This is a genomic window from Patulibacter minatonensis DSM 18081, from assembly GCF_000519325.1.
Taxonomy (GTDB): Bacteria; Actinomycetota; Thermoleophilia; order Solirubrobacterales; family Solirubrobacteraceae; genus Patulibacter; species Patulibacter minatonensis.
Genome location: NZ_KI912613.1, coordinates 2,145,261 through 2,166,230, shown reverse-complemented (window position 1 = coordinate 2,166,230; position 20,970 = coordinate 2,145,261). Strand labels below are relative to the sequence as shown.

The following is a 20,970-nucleotide window of genomic DNA, read 5'->3' as shown; positions in this document are numbered from 1 at the left end:
CTCGTCGACCGCGGCCTTGCCGGTTCCGGAGACCGCCTGGTAGGTCGCGCGCGGGTGGACCGTGCCGTGGACGGCGTCGGCGGGTGAACGAGAGCGAACGGCGCGGGCGGGCGCGGGCGGGCGCCGAGTGCTGCGGATCGTTGTCGTCAGGCGGCAGGAACCTGCAGCAGCCGGCGCCGACGCGAGTGACGCTGCGGATCGCTGCCGTCAAGCGGCAGGAACCTGCAGCAGCCGGCGCCGACGCGAGTGACGCTGCGGATCGCTGCCGTCAGGCGGCAGGAATCCGCAACAGCCAGCTGCGTTGCGCCTCGTGCTGCGGATCGCCGCCGCCGGGCCGCAGGAATCCGCAACAGCCAGCTGCGTTGCGCCTCGTGCTGCGGCTCGCCGCCGCCGGGCCGCAGGAATCCGCAGCAACCGGGGCCGACCCCGACCCCGACCCCGGGGTGTCGAATCATGCGGACGTTCCTCGATCCGCCATGGCCGCGACGAGCTGGCGTCCCGCGTCCGCGCGACCACGGCGGAGCTGGCGGTCCGTGAACCTCATCGTCAACCAGCCGACTGCCGCGAGATCGTTGTCCCGGAACCGGTCGCTCTCGAGCGCCGACGCACGCTCGTGAACCGATCGACCGTCGGCCTCCGCAGCGAGCCGCGCCGTTCCCCACCCGAAGTCGAGGTGGTACCAGGCACCCGAGGCACCCCGCACCGTGAGTTGACGCTCGGGCGCGGGCATCGGCAGCTCGCGGATCAAGGCGTCGAGCTCGTCCTCCAGGGTCGTCTGCCCGAGCGCATCCGCGGGTGTGCCGGGATCCACCCGCCGCACGCGGCCCGCGCCCGGGTGGTTCGGGTGCGCCGCGACCACCCGGAGCATCTCGCCGGCGGGGAGGAGTCCCTGGACCTCACCCTCCCGGATCAGGCGCCGGACGGTGTCGTCGCCGGCTCTCGCGGCGACGTCGAGGACGGTCCGGCCGGCGCTGGTCACCGGGAGCCCTCGGACCTCCACGACGTCGTCCGGCAGGAGGATGCGCGGGGCGTGGACGACGACACCGGGCAGTCGGCGGCCGCCGGAACCGACCACCGACATGTGGATCGGGCTGCCCGTCGCCCGCCACATCCGGTGCATCCAGGCGGCGGTCCAGTGGCTCAGGCACCCTCGCCCGGGGTCGATCGTGAGGATCACGGCCCACAGGTCGGTCAACGCGTCGTGGTGCGGGCTCAGCGTGTAGGCCGCCCTCCGAACCCGGAACACGCGGCTCGTCCGAACGCGATGGCGCGCCCCGGAGGGACTCAGGCCGCAGGCGTTCATCTGCGCGCTCGTGAAGACCCCTCCCTGCCGGGCGGCGAGTCGAGCGAGACGTGCGTCGTCCATGCCTCGATCTTGCTCGTCCCGTCGCGGAACGTGGGTGTCCAGCAGTGCCGATACCGCACTGAACCCGCTCCGATCTCGCACCGAGGCACGCCGACGGCAGGTCCGCGGGCGAACGACCGCGCCGACGACTCCGGCGGGGCTGGTGCTGCGGATCGTTGCCGGCGGACGGCAGGAATCCGCGGCGGCCGGCGCCTGCGCGGGTGGTGCTGCGGATCGTTGCCGGCGGACGGCAGGAATCCGCGGCGGCCGGCGCCTGCGCGGGTGGTGCTGCGGATCGTTGCCGGCGGACGGCAGGAATCCGCGGCGGCCGGCGCCTGCGCGGGTGGTGCTGCGGATCGTTGCCGGCGGACGGCAGGAATCCGCGGCCCCGCGCCCGCCGGCCCGCCCGCCCCGGCGGCGACCGCCCCGCCGGGCCTCAGCCCGCCAGCACCTCGGCGTGCTCCGCCACGTCGGCGGCGCGGAGGACGCCCGGACGGTCGCTCGTGATCGCGTCGACGCCGAGGGACGCGACGCGGCGGGCGAGCTCCAGCTCGTTGATGGTGCCGCTCGTGACGCTCAGGCCCCCGGAGCGCAGGTCGTCGACCAGGCGCGGGTGGAGGATCTGGGGCTCGACGCAGACGCCGCCGACGCCGTGGTGGATCGCCCAGTCCAGGAGGGCCCGGGCGGGGATGTCGGACCAGACGACGAGGCGGGCGTCCTCACCGCGCGCGGCGGCGACCTCGCAGGCGATGCCGTGGAAGGAGATGACCTCGACGCCGTGGCGCTCGGGCCGGGCCTGGAGCGCGTCGCAGATCGCCTCGGCGGAACGGGCGGCGAGCTCCGGGTCGCCGTGGGACTTGACCTCGAGCTGCAGGGGCATGCCGTTCGGCACGGCGTCCCACAGCTCCTGCAGGAGCATCGGGGTCTGGGCGGTCTTCACGCCGTGGCGGTCGCGGAGGAAGCAGTCGCGCAGCGTGGGCTCCCACGGGGTCTCATGGGCCCAGCCCTTCGCCGTCGTGCCCAGCGTCAACCACGGGTCGTGGATCAGCGCGAGCTCGTCGTCGGACGTCAGGCAGACGTCGGTCTCCAGGCCGTCGACGGCGCCGGCGAGGGTGCGGCGCAGGGCCCTGCGCGAGGAGTCGGGGCCCTTGTCGCGCCCGAAGCGGTGCGCGTAGAGCGGGGGAAGACCGGCCATGGTCCCAGGGTGCGCCCCCGCGCCCGCCCGGATGTCACCGCGCGGTGACCGGCCCGTGGTCCCCGTGTGAACGCCATACGCAGGGGTTTCGTGACCCGACGGACGGGACGGGGCCGTCGCGCGCGTGCCGAGGGCCGACCGATGCGCGCATGGACCGTCCGACGGGCCGACGCCGCATCGCTGCCGCCCGCCGGGCCGACCGATGCGCGCATGGACCGTCCGACGGGCCGACGCCGCATCGCTGCCGCCCGCCGGGCCGACCGATGCGCGCATGGACCGTCCGACGGGCCGACGCCGCATCGCTCGCACCTCTCGTCGCCCGCGCGCTCGGCGACGGTCCTCCGGGCGCCCGCCCCGCGACCACAACGACCACAGGGTCCCCGGCCGGGTGGGCCGTCACCGGGCGGGACCGGGATCGTGGCCGGGGCGCACTAGGTTCTGGGCATGGCGTCGGTGCAGTACCCGCAGATCCTCGAGGACCCCCTCCGCAACCGGGGCACCGCGTTCACCGCCGAGCAGCGGCGCGTGCTCGGGCTCGACGGGCTGCTGCCCCCGGCGATCGAGACGCTCGACGAGCAGGTCCGGCGGTCGTACGAGGTCTTCTGCCGCCGCCGGAGCGACATCGACAAGTACGTGAACCTGCGCGAGCTGCAGGACACGAACATCGTCCTCTTCTACCGGCTGCTCGTGAACCACCTGGAGGAGGTGCTGCCGATCGTCTACACGCCCACGGTCGGCCTGGCCTGCCAGCGGTTCCACCGGCTGTTCCGGCGCCCGCGCGGCCTGACGCTGTCCTACCCGATGCGCGACCGCCTGCCGGAGCTCCTGCGCAACCGGCGACAGAAGGACGTCGACGTCATCGTCGTCACCGACGGCGAGCGCATCCTCGGCCTGGGCGACCAGGGCGCCGGCGGGCTCGGCATCCCGATCGGCAAGCTCGCCCTCTACACGGCGATCGGCGGCCTGAACCCCGGCCGGACGCTGCCGATCGTCCTCGACGTCGGCACGAACAACCAGGACCGCATCGACGACCCCGGGTACCTCGGGTGGCGCCACGAGCGCGTCGAGGGCCAGGAGTACGACGACTTCGTGGAGCAGTTCGTCACGGCGGTCGAGAACGAGCTGCCCGGCGTGCTCGTCCAGTGGGAGGACTTCGCGTCGACGAACGCCCGACCGCTGCTCGACCGGTACCGCGACCGGATCTGCACGTTCAACGACGACATCCAGGGCACCGCCGCCGTCGCGCTCGGCGCGCTGATCGGGGCCGTGAACGTCGCCGGGCAGCCGCTCGAGGAGCAGCGCGTGGTGATCCTCGGCGCCGGCTCGGCCGCGATCGGCGTCGCCGACGAGATCCGCGCGGCGATGGTCGAGGAGGGCCTGACGCCGGAGGACGCCCGCCGCCGGTTCTGGATCGTCGACATCGACGGCCTGTTGACGGCGGACCGCACCGACCTGACCGACGCCCAGCGGGTCTACGCGCGCGACGACGCGGGCGGTGCCGTGCCCTCGGGCCCCGCGCCGCGCGGGAGCACCGCCCACGACGGTCAGGGCGCGCTGCCGCACGCGATCGGCCCGTTCGGTCCCGGCGCCGGGCTCGCCGAGGTCGTCCGCGGGGTCCGCCCGACCGCGTTGATCGGTCTGTCCACCGCGCGCGGGGCGTTCACCGAGGAGGTCGTCCGCGAGATGGCCTCCCACGTGGAGCGGCCGATCATCCTGCCGCTGTCGAACCCGACCGCGCGTGCCGAGGCGGACCCGCGGGACCTCATGCGCTGGACGAAGGGCCGCGTGCTGATGGCGACGGGCTCGCCGTTCCCGGACGTCGAGTACGAGGGGCGCGCGGTGAAGGTCGCGCAGTCCAACAACGTCTACGTCTTCCCCGCGGTGGGCATGGGCGTCGTCGCGGCGCAGGCCGCCAGGGTGACCGACCCGATGCTGCGCGCGGCGGCCCGGTCCCTCGGGTCGCTGTCCCCCGCGCTGACCGACCCGCACGGCACGCTGCTGCCGCCGATCGCGGCGCTGCGCGACGTCGCGGACACCGTGGCGCTCGCGGTCGCGAAGGCCGCGGTGGAGGACGGCGTCGCCCCGCACCGCGACGACGACGACCTCCGCGACCGCATCGCCCGGGCGCGCTGGGAGCCGGTCTACGCGGACTGACCCGCCGCCGCCCCGGGACAGCCAGCGCGGACCGACCCGCCGTCGCCCCCATGACGACCCGCCGTCGTCCGCGGCGGGCGGCGCGGTCGCATCACCGCGCGCCGAACCGCTCGTCGCCGGGAGGTGGACGGGGTACGGGCGACCCATGTTCCCCTGTCCCGCCGCCCCGTCGCCGTCGCATGCCTGAGCCCGCCCTCCGCGTCATCCGCCTGGGCGAGCACCGCGTCGTGAACCCGCAGCCGAACGACCCGCCGTTCCTCTCGGCCGCGTCGGGAACGGCGTGGTCGGGCGGCCGGCTCTACTCCGTCGGTGACGACCAGGCGAGCGTCGCCGAGTTCGACCTCGACCCCGCACCGGTCATGGAGGCGCTGCGCCGGCACGAGGACGCCGACCTGCTGCAGCCCGGGTTCGCGGAGCGGATCATTCCCGGAGTCCTGCCGGTCGACCCGAAGGAGCGTGCGTCGAAGAAGGCCGACTTCGAGGCCCTGACCCTCGTGCTGCGCGAGCACGTCGAGGCGCTCGAGCACCCCGAGCGCGCCGAGATCCTCCGGCGGTTCCCGCACGGCCTCCTGATGATGTCGGGGTCCGGCGGCATGAGCTGGGAGGGCTTCCGGCGCTCCACCTGCGTCGTCTACTCGCTCGACGAGGACGGCCACATCGCGGGGCTGCCGGCGAAGGTCTCGCTCGAGGCGCTGCACGACTCGCTCGAGCAGGGCGACGCCATCACCGGCGAGCTGAACATCGAGGGGATGGCGGTCTATGGGCAGTCGCTCGTGCTCGCCCAGCGCGGCAACTCGATCGACGACGACGGGGAGCCGGCGAAGAACCTCCTGATCTTCCTCGACCTCGGCGAGGTCCTGGAGTCGCTCTACACGGACCTCTCGGTCGGCGAGCTCGAGCTCCAAGGCTTCCACGAGTACGACCTCGGGCACCTCCCCGTCGAGCACGACGGCGGGACCCACGACGTGAAGATCGACTTCACCGACCTCGACGCGGTCAGCGGCGATCCGGAGGGCCGGCTCGTGTTCACCGCGGCCGGCGAGGGCCCGGACGGCTCGCCCGTGCAGAACGTGATCGCGGGCTCCGCTGTCGGGGTGATCTCCGCGGCCGGCGAGCTGCTCTCCCTGATCCCCCTCGAGGACCGGACGATCAAGCTCGAGGGCGTCGACGCGACCTACAACCCGTCGCTCGGCAGCATCGACGTGCTGCTGGTCTCCGACGCCGACGACCCGGACGTCCCGGCGCCGCTGTTCGCGGCGCGGCTGCCCGATTGACGGTCGCGGTCGTCCGGGCGCACCCGCGGCGGGGTTCGGCGCGTCCGGCCCGCACCGTCGGGCGACGCGCCGGCGACGCGCCTCAGTCGTCGCCGATCCACGGGCGCGCCAGGTGCCACGTGGCGACGGTCGCGGCGTCGACGACCTCGCCGCCGCGGACCATCGCGTCGAGCTCGCCGGGGGTGACCGTGCGGTGGCGGAGCATGCCCTCCTCCTCGGCGTCCGGCGTCGGCTCGCCGGCCCGCAGGTCGGTCGCGAGCCAGGCGGTGAAGAGCTGGTCCGACATCCCCGGCGCGAAGGCGAGGTCGCCGAGCCGGCGCATGGTCCCGGCGACGAACCCCGTCTCCTCCTCCAGCTCGCCCCGGGCCACCGCCTCGTGGTCCTGGTCGTCGTCCTCCCCGTGGTGCGCCCCCTGGGGGAACTCCCACGACCAGCGGTCGATCGGGTACCGGTGCTGGCCGACGAGGTGGACGACGTCGCCGTCGAACGGCACGACGACGGCGGAATGGGGCTTCATCACGACCGCGTAGAGCCCGGGGCGCGGGACCCCGTCGGGGTGGGGCCGTTCGATGACGTCCTCGCGCAGCACCATCCACGGGTTCCGGTAGGCCTCGCGGCTCGAGACGGTGCGGGCGCGCGGGCGGTCATCGGGCGTGGTCACCCGGGGAAGTCTGGCGGGTGCGGGCCCGCCCGCGCGTGACGTCGGACCGCCGGCGGCGCGCGGTCGTCGCCGGCGTCCGCCCGCGCCCGCCGTTCGAGCGGGCCGCCCTGCCGATCAGGCCGTCTCGACCGCGCCGACCCGCGCGTAGACTGTCGCCTCGAGCTCCACGAACGTCTGGACCACCCCCGCGTCGAAGAACGGGAGGACCTGCGTCAGGAGCATGCCGCCGACGCCGGTGCCGCGGTCGATCCAGTAGTAGAGGTTGAACAGGCCGGCCCAGTCGCCGGTGCCCGCGCGGCGCATGCCGGGGACGTCCTCGAGCGTCAGGTGGAAGCCGAGGCCCCACGTCTGCGCGAAGGGCAGCGCCGGGACGTCGTTGCTGAACTCGGGCGCGGCGCTCGTGATGCCGTCCGCGGGCATCGGGACGCCGGCGAGGTGGTCGGAGAACGCCAGCTCGACGGTCTCCTCGCGGAGGATGCGGACGCCGTCGAGCTCCCCGCCGCGCAGGAGCGCCCGGATCAGCCGGCCGTACGCGGACGCGGTGCCGAAGAGACCGTGCCCACCGGGCCACCAGTCCGGCGACGGCACCAGGTCGAGCTCGGTCGCCACCAGCCCGCCTTCGGGGGTCCGCATGTGGACGGGCATCGTCCGCGCGCGCTGCTCGTCGGTCGGGGAGAACGTCACGTCGTCCATCCCGAGCGGCCCGAGCACGTGCTCCGCGAGGTACGCGTCGAGGGTCTGGCCGCTCAGGTGCTCCACCAGCAGTCCGAGCCAGTCGGTGTTCGTGCCGTAGTCCCAGACGGTCCCGGGGTCCGCGGCGAGCGGAACCTTCGTGAGCGCCGCCTTGTCGCCGGTGAGGACGTGCGGGATGCCGGTGACCTCGTGGAAGCGGGCGATCTTCGCGTTCGTGAAGAAGTAGGTGACCCCGGTGCTGTGCGTCATCAGCTCCCGCACGACGGGCGGCCGCGACGGCGCGCGGAGGACCGGCGTGTCGCCGTCGAAGTGGTCGAGGACCTGGAGCTCACCGAACTCGGGGAGGTGGGTCGCGACGTCGTCCTCGAGCCCGAAGCGCCCCTGCTCGAGGAGCTGGAGCGCCGCGACGCTCGCCAGGGCCTTCGTGCACGACGCGTACCGGAAGATCGTCCGCGCGTCGACCGGTGCCCCACCCTCCTGCAGCACGCCGGCCACGCCCTCGTAGAGGGTCCCGTCGCGATCGGTGACGACGGCGGCGACGCCGGGGATCCGCCCTTCGGCCACGGCCCGCTGCAGGACGCCGTCGAGGGTGGTGGGATCGAGCGGCACGGGAGCTCCTGGGCTGGGGTCGGAGGGCGGCGGGTGGCCGCGGTGCCCCGGCCGGGGACGGCGGCGGGGTGTCCCGCACGAGCACGCTACGCCGCGCGTGCCGTGCGGGAACGGTCTTCTCGAACCGTCCTGGTGCGCCGCGATGTGGTCCGGGCACCATCCGGGCGCCCCACGGCCGCGCCGCAGCCGGACGACCGCCGGCCCACGACGAGCCGGCGGACCCCGACGCCCGGACCGCCGCGTCCGGCCCGGGCCCTCGTGCGCCACGGCCGGGCGGCGTCCGCCGGCCCGTCAGCGGGGCTGCACGAGCATCGTCACGCGCCCGCTCGCCCCGTCGCTCGTGCCCAGGGCCTTGCCGATGACCGATCCGGCCGCGGGGTCGGCACCGCCGCGCTGCGCCCGCCCCGGCGTCGACGAGGCGACGAGGAGGTCGCCGATGCGCACCCGGCCCGTGACGCCGACCGGCACGCGTCCGGCGAGCGCCAGCTGCGGCCCGAGGGCGTCGTCCTCGTCGGCGCCGAGCGTCACGCCCGGCTCCGTCGAGACGACGCCCGCGACGAGGGTGCTGCCGGCGGTGCGGGCGAGGCGGAAGCAGTCGGGCGTCCGCGGGTCGATCTCGACGACCTGGCCGGGGACGGGACGCGGGCCGCAGGTCGGCACGACCTCGGCCAGGTCGGCGCCACCGGTCTGGGTGCCGCCGTTGAAGAAGCCCCTGCCGGCCGCGTTGATCCGGGCCACGTTCGCGTTGCTCGCGCGGAACTCGGCGATGCTCCCCGTGCTCGCCTGGTCGACGCGGAGGGGCGCGTTCGTGTTGCTCGTGTTGAAGTTCGCGAAGCGCGCGGCACGGCCCGTCCCGAAGTTCGGCGTGAATCCGAAGACCGCGTTGCCGTTGCCGTCGACCGAGGACTCGATGCCGTCGCCGCTGCTGCCGGCGTTCGTGGTGATGCCGTTGCCGTTGCCCTCGGTGAGCGCCAGGAGCGCGGGGCCGTTGCCGGCGGCGTTGCTCGAGTAGAACAGACCGGCGTAGCCACCGGTGCCGGCGCTCTTGCCGTACACGCCCGCGGTCCCGAAGTTGGCGAAGATGCTGTTGACCTCGCCGTACAGCGCCGGCTTGATCGCCTGGGTGCTGGTGGAGACGGAGGACACCACCGGGTCGTCGCTGTTCGCGGAGCTCGTGACCGACAGCGGGGACAGCTGCTCGGCGCTCGCCACCGCGAACGGCAGCTTCAGGTTCGCCCCGGTGACCGTCGACGTGGCGATCTTCGCGCCCGTCACGGCCCCGTTGCCGATGGCCGGGTTCGGGAAGGTGCCGGTCAGGTCGCCGCCCGCGGTCGCGCCCTGGATCTGCCCCGTCGGTCCGGGCGCCCCGGTGTCGCCCTTGTCGCCCTTCGCCCCGGTGTCGCCCTTCTCGCCCTTCGCCCCGGGCTCGCCCTTCGCCCCCGCCGGGCCGGCGACCGAGCCGGAGAAGTCCGCCGGGCCGAGCGACCCGTCCTTGACCTCGGCGCCCGTGATCGCGTTCTTCGCGATGTCGGAGGTCTGGACCGACCGGCTCTTGATCTGCTTGCCGGTCAGCGTGGCGTTCTTGACGTCCTTGGCCGTCAGTGATCGGTCCTTGACCTGCTTCCCCGTGATCAGCTTCGACGCCTCCTTCGCGGCGGCGTCACCGCCGAGGACGAAGAACAGGACCACGCAGGCGACGACGTTCGGGAAGGTGCACAGGCGCTTGAGCCGCATGGCTCGACCTCGATTCGGTTCGGGGGGGGTGGGAACCCCGACGTTGTACACCGTTCACCGCATACCGTGAGCGGCAACGCGTCACGTTCGGTGCAGGCACCGGTCCATCGCGACCCCGCCGTCCGCCGGTGTGCCGGCCCGCCGGGGCGGCCTCGCCGGGGCGGGCCGGCCCCGCCGCCCGTGCCGGCGGGCTCAGCCCTCGAAGCGCTCCACGGCCCGCTCCGCGATGTCGCGCCGGAGCTGCCGGCCGTCGAAGAGCACGCCCTGCGCGGTCGCGTAGGCCGCCTGCCGGGCGCTCGACGGCGACTCCCCGAGCGCGGTGACGTTCAGGACCCGGCCACCGGCGGTGACGGTGCGGCCCTGCTCGTCGATCGCCGTGCCGGCGTGCGTGACCTCGACGGAGCCGGGCGTGCTGCCGAGCCCCTTGATGACGTCGCCGGTGCGGGGCGACGACGGGTAGCCGCGCGACGCCAGGACCAGCGTGACCGCCCAGCGCGGGTCCCACCGCAGCTCGACGCCCTCCAGTCCGCCGGGGGTCGCCTCCGGACCGCCGGCGGCGGCGGCGGAGAGCGCGAGCAGGTCGCTCTGCAGCCGCGGCAGGACGGCCTGGGTCTCGGGGTCGCCGAAGCGGGTGTTGTACTCGAGGACCTTCACGGTGCCCGCCTCGTCGTCGACCATCAGGCCGGCGTAGAGGACCCCGGTGAACGGGGTGCCGCGGCGCGCGAGCTCGTCGACGACGGGCTGGTGCACCGCCGCGGAGATCTCCCGGGCGCGGGCCGCGTCGACGCCGACGACCGGCGAGTAGCTGCCCATCCCGCCGGTGTTCGGGCCGAGGTCGCCCTCGAAGATCCGCTTGTAGTCCTGGGCGGGGGCGAGCGGGATCGCGCGGACGCCGTCGCAGATCGCGAGCAGCGAGACCTCCTCGCCGCCGAGGAACTCCTCGACGACGACTGCCGCGTCGCCGAACTGGTGGTCCTCGAGCATGTCGACGAGGGTCGCGCGGGCCGTCTCCTCGTCCTCGGCGATGACGACGCCCTTCCCGGCGGCGAGGCCGTCGTACTTCAGGACGACGGGGTACCCCGTGACCGCGGCCATCCCGGCGTCGACGGTCGTGACGGTCTCGTACCCGGCGGTCGGGACGCCGGCGGCGATCATGATCTCCTTGGCGAACGCCTTGGAGCCCTCCAGGCGCGCGGCGGCGGCGGTCGGCCCGAAGGCCGGGATCCGGGCATCGCGCAGCGCGTCGACGAGGCCGGCGACGAGCGGCACCTCAGGACCGACGACGACGAGGTCGACCGCCAGCCCCTGCGCCAGCGCGACGAGCCCCGGGACGTCGTCGGCGGCGACGTCGTGGACCTGCGCGTCGGCGGCGATCCCGGGGTTGCCGGGTGCCGCGTGGACCTCCGGGGCCTCGGCGGCGGTGCGGAGGAGCGCGCGGACGATCGCGTGCTCGCGACCTCCCGCACCGACGACGAGAACCTTCGGCATGCCCGGCACGCTACCGGCGCGCGGGGCGCACCGCCGGGCGGTGACGCGGCCCGGACGGAGCGTCGGCGCGCCACCGCCGTGCCGCCCGGCCGGGTGCTACGGGGCCGCGGTGCGGTCGCTGAAGAGCGCCGACGCGCGGAGCTTGCCCTTGACGATCTCGGCCCTGGTCCACGCGACGGTGAACGTGCCGTCGGGGAGCGCACCGATGGCGGCGGAGCCGAACGCGTTGCTGCGGTCGAGCAGCTGCTCGTCGGTGAACTGGTCGATGTTCTCGGGGGCCGCGAGGGTCCCACCGGCGGGCCGGAAGGCGGCCTGGACCGCGACGCCGCGGTCGCCGTTGGAGCCGCCGATCGGGCGCTCCTGCTCCCGGACGAGGACGAGGCCGGTGGTGCCCGTCTTGTCCGACGACGCGATGCCGTGCACGCGGCCGGCGGCGGCGATGTCGCGCGGGGTGCCGAGCGCGCCGGTGGCGTCGCCCTCGGCCACGCGCGGGATGTCGTGGGCGGTGCCGTCGGCGACGCTGCCGACCTGCTGGCTCCACGCGACCGTCGGCCGGCCGGCGCCGTCGATCGTGGAGACGAGCGCGCCGCCCGGTGCGCGGACGGTGGTCCCGCCCTTGTCGATCGGCTTCGGGACGGAGAACCGGCTCTTGTCGGTGTCGCGGGTCGTCGCGCGGACGACGTACGGCTTCGTCCGTTCGGTCGCGGAGTCCTGCTCGCCCCACGCCACGACGGCGCGGCCCTTGCCGCCGATGGACGCGGTCGCGTTGGGGAACCCGGGTCCGCCACGGCGCAGCGTCTGCGGCTTGCCGAGCTCGTTCCGGCCCATCGAGAGCGAGCGGGCGTAGAGCCGGCGCGTCGAGTCGCTCGCACCGGTCTGGTAGACGAGGACGGCGCGCCCGCCGGCGCCCGCGGCGACGGCGAGGAGGCGGCTGGACTTCGACGTACTGATCTTGCGCGGCTTGCTGAGCGTGACCTTGGTGGCCTTGCCCTCGCCCTTGCGCCAGGACGCGTAGACGCGGACGACGCCGTCGTCGCCGACGTCGCTCCACGCCATCACGACGCTGCCCTTCGGGTTGCCGGCGATCTTCGCGGGCTCGTCGAGGACGGCCGTGCCGAACGGGCGGGCGGTACCCATCGTGACCGACGCGGTCTTCCCGGCGGAGACGCCGAGGCGGTAGTTCGTGAGGGTCAGGCTCTTGGACCCGCCCTTGCCGTTGGGCACCGTCCGCCTGACGGTGCCGATCGACGTCTGCCGGGCCCAGAGGACGCCGTCGCCGTCGTAGTTGACGGGATCCTGGACGATGCCGGCCGCGGTCCGCAGCGCGCCGGCGCTGCCGTCGGCGTCGACGCCCATCAGGTGCGTGTTGACGCGCTTCTTGCTGTCGGACCCGCGGGCCCCGACGATGCGGGCCCCCGCCTGGTCGACGGTCAGGCCGGTGACCCCGACGCCGGTGTCGAGCTCCACGCCCGAGGACCAGTCCGCGGCGGCGACCGCGGGAAGGGCGAGACCGAGGGCCGTCGCGGCCGAGAGGGCGGCGGCGGTCCGTCGAGGGCGGGTGAAGGGCGAGAGAGGCACGTGGATCTGGTGTCGATGCTCCGCGGACGGGTGTCCGGCGGACGCTCGACGGTAACGCAGATCCGGGCGCGGCCACCCCGGTGGGAGCTCCCTCTCACCGAACCCTCACGACCGCCCGGGGACGGGGGCCGCGAGGGGCGGATCAAATGCCAGCGATGAAGTCGTCGACGGGGATCGCCGTCAGCGTCTCGAAGCTGCCGGTGCCGCGCGAGGACAGCTCGAGGGAGACCCGGGCGATGGTCTGCTCGTCCGGCGCCTCGACGACGTTGACGAAGTCGTACTGCCCGAGCACGGCCCACTGCGCGGTCACGGTGCCGCCGAGCGCCTCGACCTCCTTGTTGACCTCGCGGATGCGGTGCGGGTTGTTCTTGATCGTCTGCACGCCGTCGGGGGACAGTCGGGTGAGCAGGACGTAGGTCGGCACGGTTGCGCTCCGGGGTCGGATGTCGGTCGTCGGACGACGACCGGTCTGCCGTCGTTCTACCCGATCGCGTCACCGTCGTGGGCGCGGCCCGGACGGACGTGTTCACCGATCCCCGCGACGGCCCGGGGACCCCCGGTCCCGGCCGCCCCGGCGCGCGTCCGCGGCGAGCCCCCCGCGCCGTCGCGGATCGCCGCGCGCCGGTCGTGTGTGCGTTAGGCACGCTCTTACCTGCGGTGCGTACGATGGCCCGCATGTGGAGCGGAGTCTCGTGACGCCCAGGACGCAGAAGATCGTGGGCGGCGTCGTCGCGGGGCTCGTGGTCCTCCTGATCGTCGCGCTGCTCGTGCTCCCGGGGATCGCCCGGAGCGCGGCGAAGGACCGGGTCCGCGACCGGATCGGCGACGACAGCGCGAAGGTCTCGGTGACGGGGTCGTGGACGAAGCTCCTCACCGGGAAGGCCGACCGCGTCGACGTCGACACGCCGACGATCGCGACGGGCACGCAGGACGCGCCGCTGGGCGAGCTGCTGAAGGACGCGAAGAAGGTCGACGAGGTCGACGCGCGCGTGGGGCAGGTCCAGGTGCAGGGCCTGACGCTCCGCGACCTCCACGTGATCGTCAAGGACGAGCAGGTCCGGGCCACCGCGTCGCTCTCCATCAAGTCGCTGACGTCGCTGGTGCCGGTGGAGGGCAGCACGCTGAAGGCGATCGCCCCCGGGCCGGACGGCGCCCCGCGCTTCGCGGTGACGGTGGACCTCCCGCTGCTCGGCCGCCAGACGGTCAACGCGGCGGTGGCGGCGACCGACGGCGCGGTGCAGGTCGCGGCCGAGGGCCTGCCGATCCCGGTCGCGGTGACCGTCTTCCAGGACCCGTCGATCTCGGTGACCTCGGTGACCGGGAAGGCCAGCGGCGACCGCATGCGGATCGCGTTCTCCGGCGCGGTGAACTGAGCGCGGACAGGATGGTCGTGCGCGGCTCCGCACCGCGGCCCGTCCCGACGCGCGGGCGCCCCGTGCGGTCGACCCCCGCGGGACAAGGTCGCCGACGCGCGTTGCGCCACCGGTCCAACCGCTCCACCCGCCTCGCCGCGTACCCTGGTGTGCAGTGATCGAGAAGTCCTTCGCCTCGCTCCCCGACGCCCCGCGGAGCGTGCCCGTCCCCGCCGAGCACGGCATGGCCCCCGGTGCCGGTGCGTCGCTGTTGCTCGACGGCTTCCGCCTCGTCGGCGTCGCCGCGGACGTGCCCGTCCGCGGCGGGCGCCACGCGTTCGTGTCGGGCCGCGAGCTCGCGATCTTCAACATCGGCGACCGCTTCGTCGCGGCCGACCGCGGCTGCTACCACGACCACCTCGACCCGTTCGAGGGCGAGGTCGTCGACGGTCACCTGACGTGCCCGGACCACCGCTGGAGCATCGACTCCTGGAGCGGCGCCGACGCCGACGGTGGCCCGCCGGTCCGCATGCACGACGCGCTGGTGCGCGACGGCCTGCTGTACGTGCGGCTCGCCGCCGACCTCGACGCCTGAGCGTCGACGAGGCCGCGCCGGCGGCCGGGGGAGTCCCCCGATGTCCCGCGGCGCGCACCCCTCGATCGTGGCGGGCATGACCTCCGCCACCACCGCCCCGCGCCGGTTCCCGCGCGCTCCCTCCACGATCCGCGTCCCCGTGCCCGCGGCCGCGGCCCTCGCCGTCGCGGGACCCTGCGTCGCGACCGCCAGGGGCGCGTCCTACAGCGCGACCGGCGCGATGGTCGCGACCGAGCTGTTGACCTCCCGCGGCGCCGGCCACCCGAAGCCGTGCTCCGCCTGGGTCGCGGCGGACGGCACCGTCCGTGCCCGCGTGTCCACACGGACCGGGTTCACGTACCAGCGGATCGCCCGCGTCGGTGCGATCGGCGGCACGACCGGGAACGGCGGGGCGCGGATGGACGTCAGCCGGAAGATCGACTACCGGATCCACGCCGTCGGGGCGACCCCGGACTGCACCCCGTGCGGGCCGCTGAGCGAGTTCGGGCCGTGCGGCCCCGCGATCCCCGACGTCGTGGGGCGGAAGGCGTGCGCGCCCGCGGCCGGCCGCGGGGTCCTCACGGCGACGCTCGTGCGGGGCGCGCTGGTCGTCGCCGGCGTGGCTCCAAGCGAGGTCGTCCTCCGCAACTGCTCGGCGGGCACGCCCGACGGGGTGCCGCTCGGGTCGCCCCAGCCGACGCTCGAGCGGACCCGGTTCCGGGGCGCGGCCCGCAGGATCGGGCGTCTGGCGCCCGGGGCGCAGGCCCGCTTCGCGCGCAAGGTCTCCCGGGGCGCCGGGTGCCGGAGCACCCGCGGCACGTGGCGCTCCTGCACGACCTACGAGGCGGTCGTCGTCGTCACCCGCATCGACTGAGCGCCCTCCGGCGAGTCGCTCCGGCGGCGCCGCAGGAGCGCCCAGGTCGCGACCGCCGCGAGCGCGGCGAGTGCGCTGGCGACCACGACCGCGTCGTGGAAGCCGTCGACGTAGCGCTCCGGCTCGCCACCGAGCGCGTCGGCCGCCGGCACCAGCGTGCCGAGCGCGGCGATGCCGATCGCGATCCCGGCCTGCCGGAAGAGGTCGTTGGCTCCCGACGCCAGGCCGCTCTGGTGCTCGGGGAGCGCGTTCAGCGCGAGCGCTCCCGACGCCGGGTTGAAGAGTCCGGTCCCGACGCAGGTGAGCACGACCCCGGGCATGACCGCGGTCCACGACGAGTCCTCGTCCGCGACCAGCAGCGCCGCGAGGCCGACGGCGACCAGCGCCAGGCCGATCGTGGCGAGGCGCGCCGGCGGGAACCGGGGCCCCGCGTTCGCGGTGAGGCCCGAGACGACGAACATCGCCAGCGTGCCCGGCAGATAGACGAGACCGGTCTGCAGCGGCGAGAGGCCGAGGACGCTCTGGAGGTAGAGCGTCAGGTAGAGGAACAGCGCGAAGAACGAGCAGGAGATCCCCGCGACGGCGACCTGGGCGCCCACGAACGCGCGGTCGCGGAACAGACCGAGCGGGAGCATCGGCCGGGACGACCGCGCCTGGATCGCGGCGAACAGGACGAGCAGCAGGACGGCGCCGGCCATCGTCGCGAGGATCCCGCCGCTGGTCCAGCCGTCCTCGTTGCCGCGCAGCAGCCCGAGGACGAGGAGGAACAGACCGCCGACGAGCGCGACCTGGCCGGGCCAGTCGACGGCGCGGGCGTGCTCGTCCCGGCTCTCGCCGACGCGGCGCAGTGCGACGACCAGGCCGACGAGGCCGATCGGCACGTTGATCCAGAAGATCGCCCGCCAGCCGAGCAGCTCCGTCAGCCCGCCGCCGACGAACGGGCCGATCGCGAACGCCCCGCCGATCGCGGCGCCGAAGACGGCGAGGGCCTTCGCGCGCTGCTCGGCCGACGGCGCGGCCTGGGCGATCAGCGCGAGCGCGGTCGCGAAGAGGATCGCCGCGCCGAGACCCTGCACGGCGCGGGCGGCGACCAACGCCCCGATGCTGCCCGCCGTCGCGCACGCGGCGGACGCGACGGCGAAGAGGACGAGCCCGACGAGGAAGACCCGGCGCCGCCCGAGCCGGTCGGCCAGGGCGCCGGCGGTCAGGACGGTCGCGGCGAGGGGGAGCGTGTACGCGTCGATCACCCACTGCAGCCCGGTCAGGTCGGTGCGCAGGCCGGCGGCGATGTCGCTGAGCGCCGTGTTGATGACGCTGATGTCGAGCATCAGCATCGTGACGGCGACGCAGGCGACGGCGATCGTCGCGCGCGGATGGGTTCGGGGCCCCGGCGCGGCACGGGCCGGACCGCGCGAGGCGGAGGTGGGAGTCGACATGCCCCGAGGGTGCGCGACCGCCGTTCGGCCCACATCGGGGAGGTCCCTCGCGCCCGGGCACTAGCCTCCGTGCCGTGCTGCACGGGAGGGTCACCGAACGCGAGCTGCTGCGCGAGCGGACCGCCGGCCTCGCGGACGGGCGGAGCTTCGCCCTGCTGCTCGAGGGCCCCGCCGGGATCGGCAAGTCGGCGCTGCTCGACGCCGCCGTCGCAGAGGCCGACGGGGTCCGGGTGCTGCGGACGATCGGGCACGAGGCCGAGACCCACATCCCCCACGCCGCGCTGCTCGACCTCGCCGCGCCGGTGCTGGAGCTCCGCGACCGCCTGGCGCCCGCCGACGCCGCGGCCCTCGGGGCGGCGTTCGCGCTCGGATCGGCGACATCGCCGGGCGAGACCGTCGCGGTGTCGGCGGCGTTCCTGGCGCTGCTCGGCGCCGTGGCCGACGAGGGGCCGACGCTCCTCGTCGTCGACGACGCGCAGTGGCTCGACGAGGCGTCCCGCGAGGCGCTGCTGTTCGTCTGCCCGCGCCTCGAGGCGGAGGGGGTCGGCGTGCTGATCGCCACCCGGGACGGCCTGCCCGCCGACCGCCGCTTCGACCGGCCCGGGCTGGAGCGGCTGATGCTGGGCGGCCTCGACGACGCGGCGGCGCGGGCGGTCGCCGGGACGCTCGCGCCCGCCGTCCTGACCTCGGTGCTCGAAGCCGCGGCCGGCAACCCGCTGGCGTTGCGGGAGCTGCCGCGCGGCCTGGCCCGGGAGCAGCGCGACGGGCGCGTGCCGCTGCGGACCCCGCTGGCCGCGCGGGAGGGCGTCCGCGCGATCTTCGCCCGCCAGCTCGCCGCGCTGCCCGAGCCGACGCGGCGCGCGCTCTGCCTCCTCGCCGCCCGGGGTCCGGCCTCCGGCGCCGAGCTGCCCGCGGCGCTGGCCGGCCTGGACCTGTCCGCCGGCGCGCTCGACCCCGCCCGGTCCGCGGGCCTCGTGGTCGACGGGGCCGACGCGGAGCCCGTCTTCCGGCACCCGCTGCTGGCCTCGGCCGCGTACCACGGCGAGCCGACCGTCGAGCGTCGCGCCGCGCACGCCGCCCTCGCCGCGGCGACGCCGCACCCGGCCCGGCGGGCGTGGCACCTGTCGTCCGCCGTCACCGGCACCGACGAGGCGGCCGCCGCCGCGCTCGAGGCCGTCGCCCGGGACGCCACGGGGCGCGGGGCGTCCGGCGATGCCGCGCACGCCGCCGAGCGGGCCGCCGAGCTCTCCCCCGCGTCCGCCGAGCGCGCACGCCGCCGGCTCCTCGCGGCGTCCGCGCACGCCCTCGCCGGCCACGACGCGGAGGCGCGCGACCTGATCGCCGCGGCGACCGCCGACGACCCCGGCGTCCGGCGTGCGGCGGACCGCGTGGAGGCCGAGCTCGACGTCCGGGGCGGGCGCCCCGCCGAGGGCGTCCGGCTGCTGGAGGCGTGCGCCGCGGCGGAGCTCGGGACCGGGGACCGCGCCGCGGCGGCCGGGGCCCTGGTCCAGGCCGCCCTCGCGCACATGTACACCGGCGACATGGACGCGCTGATCGACACCGGCCGGCGTGCGCGCGACCACGCCACGGGCGTGGCCGACGACCTGGCGATGCTCGCGACCCTGATCTGCGGCGAGGGCCACGCGGCGCTCGGCCACGGCGCCGAGGCCCGCGAGCTGCTGGGCGCGGCAGAGCCGCTCCTGCGCTCCGGCGACCACCCGCTGGAGCTCGCCGAGGTCGTCGCCATGGGCGCGCTCTGCTCGGCGTGGGTCGAGCGGTTCGACCGGGCCGAGCAGACGATCGATCGCCTCGTGACGCGGGCCCGGCGGGCCGGCGCGGCCGGGCGGCTCGGCTATCCGCTGGCGGTGCGGTCCCACGTCGGCTGGCGGCGCGGTCGCTGGCGGGCGGCGCTCGCCGACGCCGCCGAGGCGGTCTCCCTGTCGCGGGAGACCGGCCAGCACGGGGTGCTCGCCGCGGCCCTCCCGGCGCTCGCGCGGGCCGAGGCCGGACGCGGGCGCTTCGACGAGGCCCGCCGCTCCGGGAAGGAGGCCCTGGCGATGGCCGACGCCGCGGGCGCCGACGCGATCGCGCTGTGGGCGACCTCGGCGCTCGGGTTCTGCGAGCTGTCCGCCGGGCTGCCCGCCGAGGCGGTGGTGGCCCTCGACCGGGCGGCGGTGCTCGCGCGCGACCTGCCGCAGCCGACGCTGACGATGTTCGCGGCCGACCACGTCGAGGCGCTCGTGCGCGTCGGCCGGACCGACGACGCGCGGGCCGCGACCGCGGTCCTGGCGGACGCCGCGGAGCGGTCGGACACCGCGTGGGCCCGTGCCGTCGTCGCCCGCGGCCGGGTCCTGCTCGCCCCGGACGACGAGGTCGACGCCACGGCGTCGGTCGCGCTCGGGCACCACGCCCGGGTCGACCTGCCGTTCGAGCACGCGCGCACGCTGCTCGTGATCGGCGAGCGGCTCCGGCGGGCCCGCCGGCGCGGCGACGCCCGCGTGCCCGTGGAACGGGCGCTCGCGTCGTTCGAGCGGCTCGGGGCGACGCCGTGGGCCGAGCGGGCGCGCGACGAGCTGCGCGCCGGCGGCGCCGCCGCGGTCCCGGCCGCCGACGCCCCGGCGGTGGACGAGCTCAGCGCCCGCGAGCTGCAGATCGCGATGCTCGTGGCCGACGGGCGGACGAACCGCGAGGTCGGCTCCGCGCTGTTCCTCAGCCCGAAGACCGTCGAGCACCACCTGAGCGCGATCTACCGCAAGCTCGGGCTGCGCTCGCGGACGCAGCTGGCGACGTTCTTCGCCGAGGACCGCGCCGCCTGATCGGGACCGGGGGACTCCCTCGACCCGCTTGCGCTCCACCGGTCCGGGACCGCAGACTGGGCCGGTGGCGGCGCAGCCCCTCATCGGCCGGGACCGCGAGCTCGGCGTCATCGACGAGCGGCTCGCGGCCGTCCGCGCGGCCCGCGGGTCGGCGCTGATCCTCCGCGGCGACCCAGGGGTCGGCAAGACCGCGCTCGCCGACGTCGCCGCCGAGCGCGCCCGGGGCTGCTCGGTCCTGCGGGCGACCGGCGTGGAGTCGCAGGCGCCGCTGCCGTTCGCGGTGCTGCGGACGCTGACCGCGCCCGTCGTGCCGCTGCTCGACCTGCTGCCCGACGCGCAGCAGCGTGCGCTCGCCTCGGCGCTGGGCCTCGAGCCGCCGAGCCCGCACGACCGCTTCGCGGTGCCCGCCGCGCTGCTCGGGCTGCTGCGCGAGGCCGCCGTCCGGGCGCCGGTCGTCGTCGTGGTCGACGACCTCCAGTGGGTCGACGCCGGATCGCGGGAGGCGCTGCTCTTCGTCGCCCGGCGCGTGGCCGGACTCCGGATCGCGCTCCTCGCGACCACGCGCACCCCGCGCGGAGACGCCGAGACCGCCCGGCTCGACCAGCACGTGCTCCCCCCGCTCGACGAGCCCGCCGCCCGCGTCCTGATGGCGCGCGACGCGGCGGACCTCCCGCCGGCCCTGGCCGGCGACCTGCTGCGGACCGCGGGCGGCAACCCGCTGGCGCTGCTGGAGCTCCCCCGCCTCCTGACGGTCGAGCAGCGCGGTGGTCGTGCCCCGCTCGACGGGCCCCCGCGATCCGGGCCCGCCCTCGAGCGCGCCTTCGCGCAGGAGATCGCCGGCCTGCCCGACGACAGCCGCCGCGCGCTGGGCGTCGCGGCGGCGATGGACCACGACCCGGTCGCGTGGCTGCTCCGGGCCCTGGCCGCGCTCGGGATCGCGGAGTCCGCGCTGGGACCGGCGGAGCGCAGCGGCATCCTGCGGCTCGACGGCGACGTCATCCGCTTCCGCCACGCGCTCGTCCGCGCCGCCGCGTACCACGCGTCCCCCGACGCCGACCGCGCCCGGACCCACGCGGTGCTCGCCGCGACGACCGACGACCACCGGCTCCGCGCGTGGCACCTGGCGGCCGCGGCCGGGGGCGCCGACCGGGACGCGGACGCGGCGGCGGCGCTCGACGAGGCCGGAC

16 protein-coding genes are annotated in these 20,970 nt (G+C 75.8%); 7 read left to right on the top strand and 9 right to left on the bottom strand.

Features of this window, described 5'->3' with window-relative positions; all coding sequences use genetic code 11:
- Nucleotides 1-451: 451 nt before the first annotated feature.
- Both PATMI_RS0109920 and PATMI_RS0109915 read right to left on the bottom strand, forming a co-directional pair.
- Nucleotides 452-1,366, bottom strand: a complete 915-nt coding sequence (locus PATMI_RS0109920; protein ID WP_026910776.1) for a type IV toxin-antitoxin system AbiEi family antitoxin domain-containing protein — start codon at nucleotides 1,364-1,366, stop codon at nucleotides 452-454.
- A 415-nt stretch (nucleotides 1,367-1,781) separates the two neighbouring features.
- Entirely contained in the window at nucleotides 1,782-2,540 is a 759-nt protein-coding gene (locus tag PATMI_RS0109915) for a glycerophosphodiester phosphodiesterase (protein WP_026910775.1), read from the bottom strand.
- A 444-nt stretch (nucleotides 2,541-2,984) separates the two neighbouring features.
- Here PATMI_RS0109915 and PATMI_RS0109910 point away from each other — a divergent pair, with 444 nt between their 5' ends.
- Nucleotides 2,985-4,694: an NAD-dependent malic enzyme gene (locus tag PATMI_RS0109910; RefSeq protein ID WP_026910774.1), complete on the top strand. Its 1,710-nt coding sequence runs from the start codon at nucleotides 2,985-2,987 to the stop codon at nucleotides 4,692-4,694.
- 179 nt (nucleotides 4,695-4,873) lie between these two features.
- Nucleotides 4,874-5,968 (top strand): DUF6929 family protein, encoded by a 1,095-nt coding sequence (locus tag PATMI_RS0109905; protein WP_026910773.1) that lies wholly within the window; start codon nucleotides 4,874-4,876, stop codon nucleotides 5,966-5,968.
- Between the two features lie 82 nt (nucleotides 5,969-6,050).
- Here PATMI_RS0109905 and PATMI_RS0109900 read toward each other — a convergent pair whose 3' ends face one another.
- From PATMI_RS0109900 to PATMI_RS0109875, 6 genes are all read right to left on the bottom strand, one after another.
- Nucleotides 6,051-6,629, bottom strand: coding sequence for an NUDIX domain-containing protein (locus PATMI_RS0109900; RefSeq protein WP_026910772.1), 579 nt, complete (start codon nucleotides 6,627-6,629; stop codon nucleotides 6,051-6,053).
- A 114-nt stretch (nucleotides 6,630-6,743) separates the two neighbouring features.
- Nucleotides 6,744-7,931, bottom strand: coding sequence for a serine hydrolase domain-containing protein (locus PATMI_RS0109895; protein WP_026910771.1), 1,188 nt, complete (start codon nucleotides 7,929-7,931; stop codon nucleotides 6,744-6,746).
- A gap of 291 nt (nucleotides 7,932-8,222) precedes the next feature.
- Nucleotides 8,223-9,665: a collagen-like triple helix repeat-containing protein gene (locus PATMI_RS34310; protein ID WP_051471292.1), complete on the bottom strand. Its 1,443-nt coding sequence runs from the start codon at nucleotides 9,663-9,665 to the stop codon at nucleotides 8,223-8,225.
- A gap of 192 nt (nucleotides 9,666-9,857) precedes the next feature.
- Complete coding sequence (gene purD / locus PATMI_RS0109885) at nucleotides 9,858-11,153, bottom strand: phosphoribosylamine--glycine ligase (protein ID WP_026910770.1); 1,296 nt, start codon at nucleotides 11,151-11,153, stop codon at nucleotides 9,858-9,860.
- A 96-nt stretch (nucleotides 11,154-11,249) separates the two neighbouring features.
- The gene (locus PATMI_RS0109880) at nucleotides 11,250-12,731 is read right to left on the bottom strand and encodes a hypothetical protein (RefSeq protein ID WP_026910769.1); all 1,482 of its coding nucleotides are present in this window, start codon (nucleotides 12,729-12,731) and stop codon (nucleotides 11,250-11,252) included.
- A gap of 142 nt (nucleotides 12,732-12,873) precedes the next feature.
- On the bottom strand, nucleotides 12,874-13,155 hold the full coding sequence (locus tag PATMI_RS0109875; protein WP_026910768.1) for a GYD domain-containing protein: 282 nt from the start codon (nucleotides 13,153-13,155) through the stop codon (nucleotides 12,874-12,876).
- A gap of 253 nt (nucleotides 13,156-13,408) precedes the next feature.
- Here PATMI_RS0109875 and PATMI_RS0109870 point away from each other — a divergent pair, with 253 nt between their 5' ends.
- From PATMI_RS0109870 to PATMI_RS0109860, 3 genes are all read left to right on the top strand, one after another.
- A complete protein-coding gene (locus PATMI_RS0109870) occupies nucleotides 13,409-14,104 on the top strand; it encodes a hypothetical protein (protein WP_026910767.1) in 696 nt (231 codons plus the stop codon).
- Between the two features lie 154 nt (nucleotides 14,105-14,258).
- Nucleotides 14,259-14,678, top strand: coding sequence for a Rieske (2Fe-2S) protein (locus PATMI_RS34305; RefSeq protein ID WP_051471291.1), 420 nt, complete (start codon nucleotides 14,259-14,261; stop codon nucleotides 14,676-14,678).
- Between the two features lie 76 nt (nucleotides 14,679-14,754).
- Entirely contained in the window at nucleotides 14,755-15,531 is a 777-nt protein-coding gene (locus PATMI_RS0109860; RefSeq protein WP_157260703.1) for a hypothetical protein, read from the top strand.
- Here the strand turns inward: PATMI_RS0109860 and PATMI_RS28935 are convergent.
- Complete coding sequence (locus PATMI_RS28935; protein WP_084269833.1) at nucleotides 15,495-16,967, bottom strand: MFS transporter; 1,473 nt, start codon at nucleotides 16,965-16,967, stop codon at nucleotides 15,495-15,497. The genes PATMI_RS0109860 and PATMI_RS28935 overlap by 37 nt on opposite strands.
- A 74-nt stretch (nucleotides 16,968-17,041) precedes the next feature.
- On the opposite strand from PATMI_RS28935, the gene PATMI_RS0109850 reads away from it, so the two are divergent.
- Nucleotides 17,042-19,783 carry a helix-turn-helix transcriptional regulator gene (locus PATMI_RS0109850; protein ID WP_026910765.1) on the top strand — a complete coding sequence of 914 codons (2,742 nt, stop codon included), beginning with the start codon at nucleotides 17,042-17,044 and terminating at the stop codon, nucleotides 19,781-19,783.
- A gap of 64 nt (nucleotides 19,784-19,847) precedes the next feature.
- The coding region (locus PATMI_RS28930) for an AAA family ATPase (protein WP_169738347.1) at nucleotides 19,848-20,970 on the top strand (1,123 nt) is incomplete at its 3' end.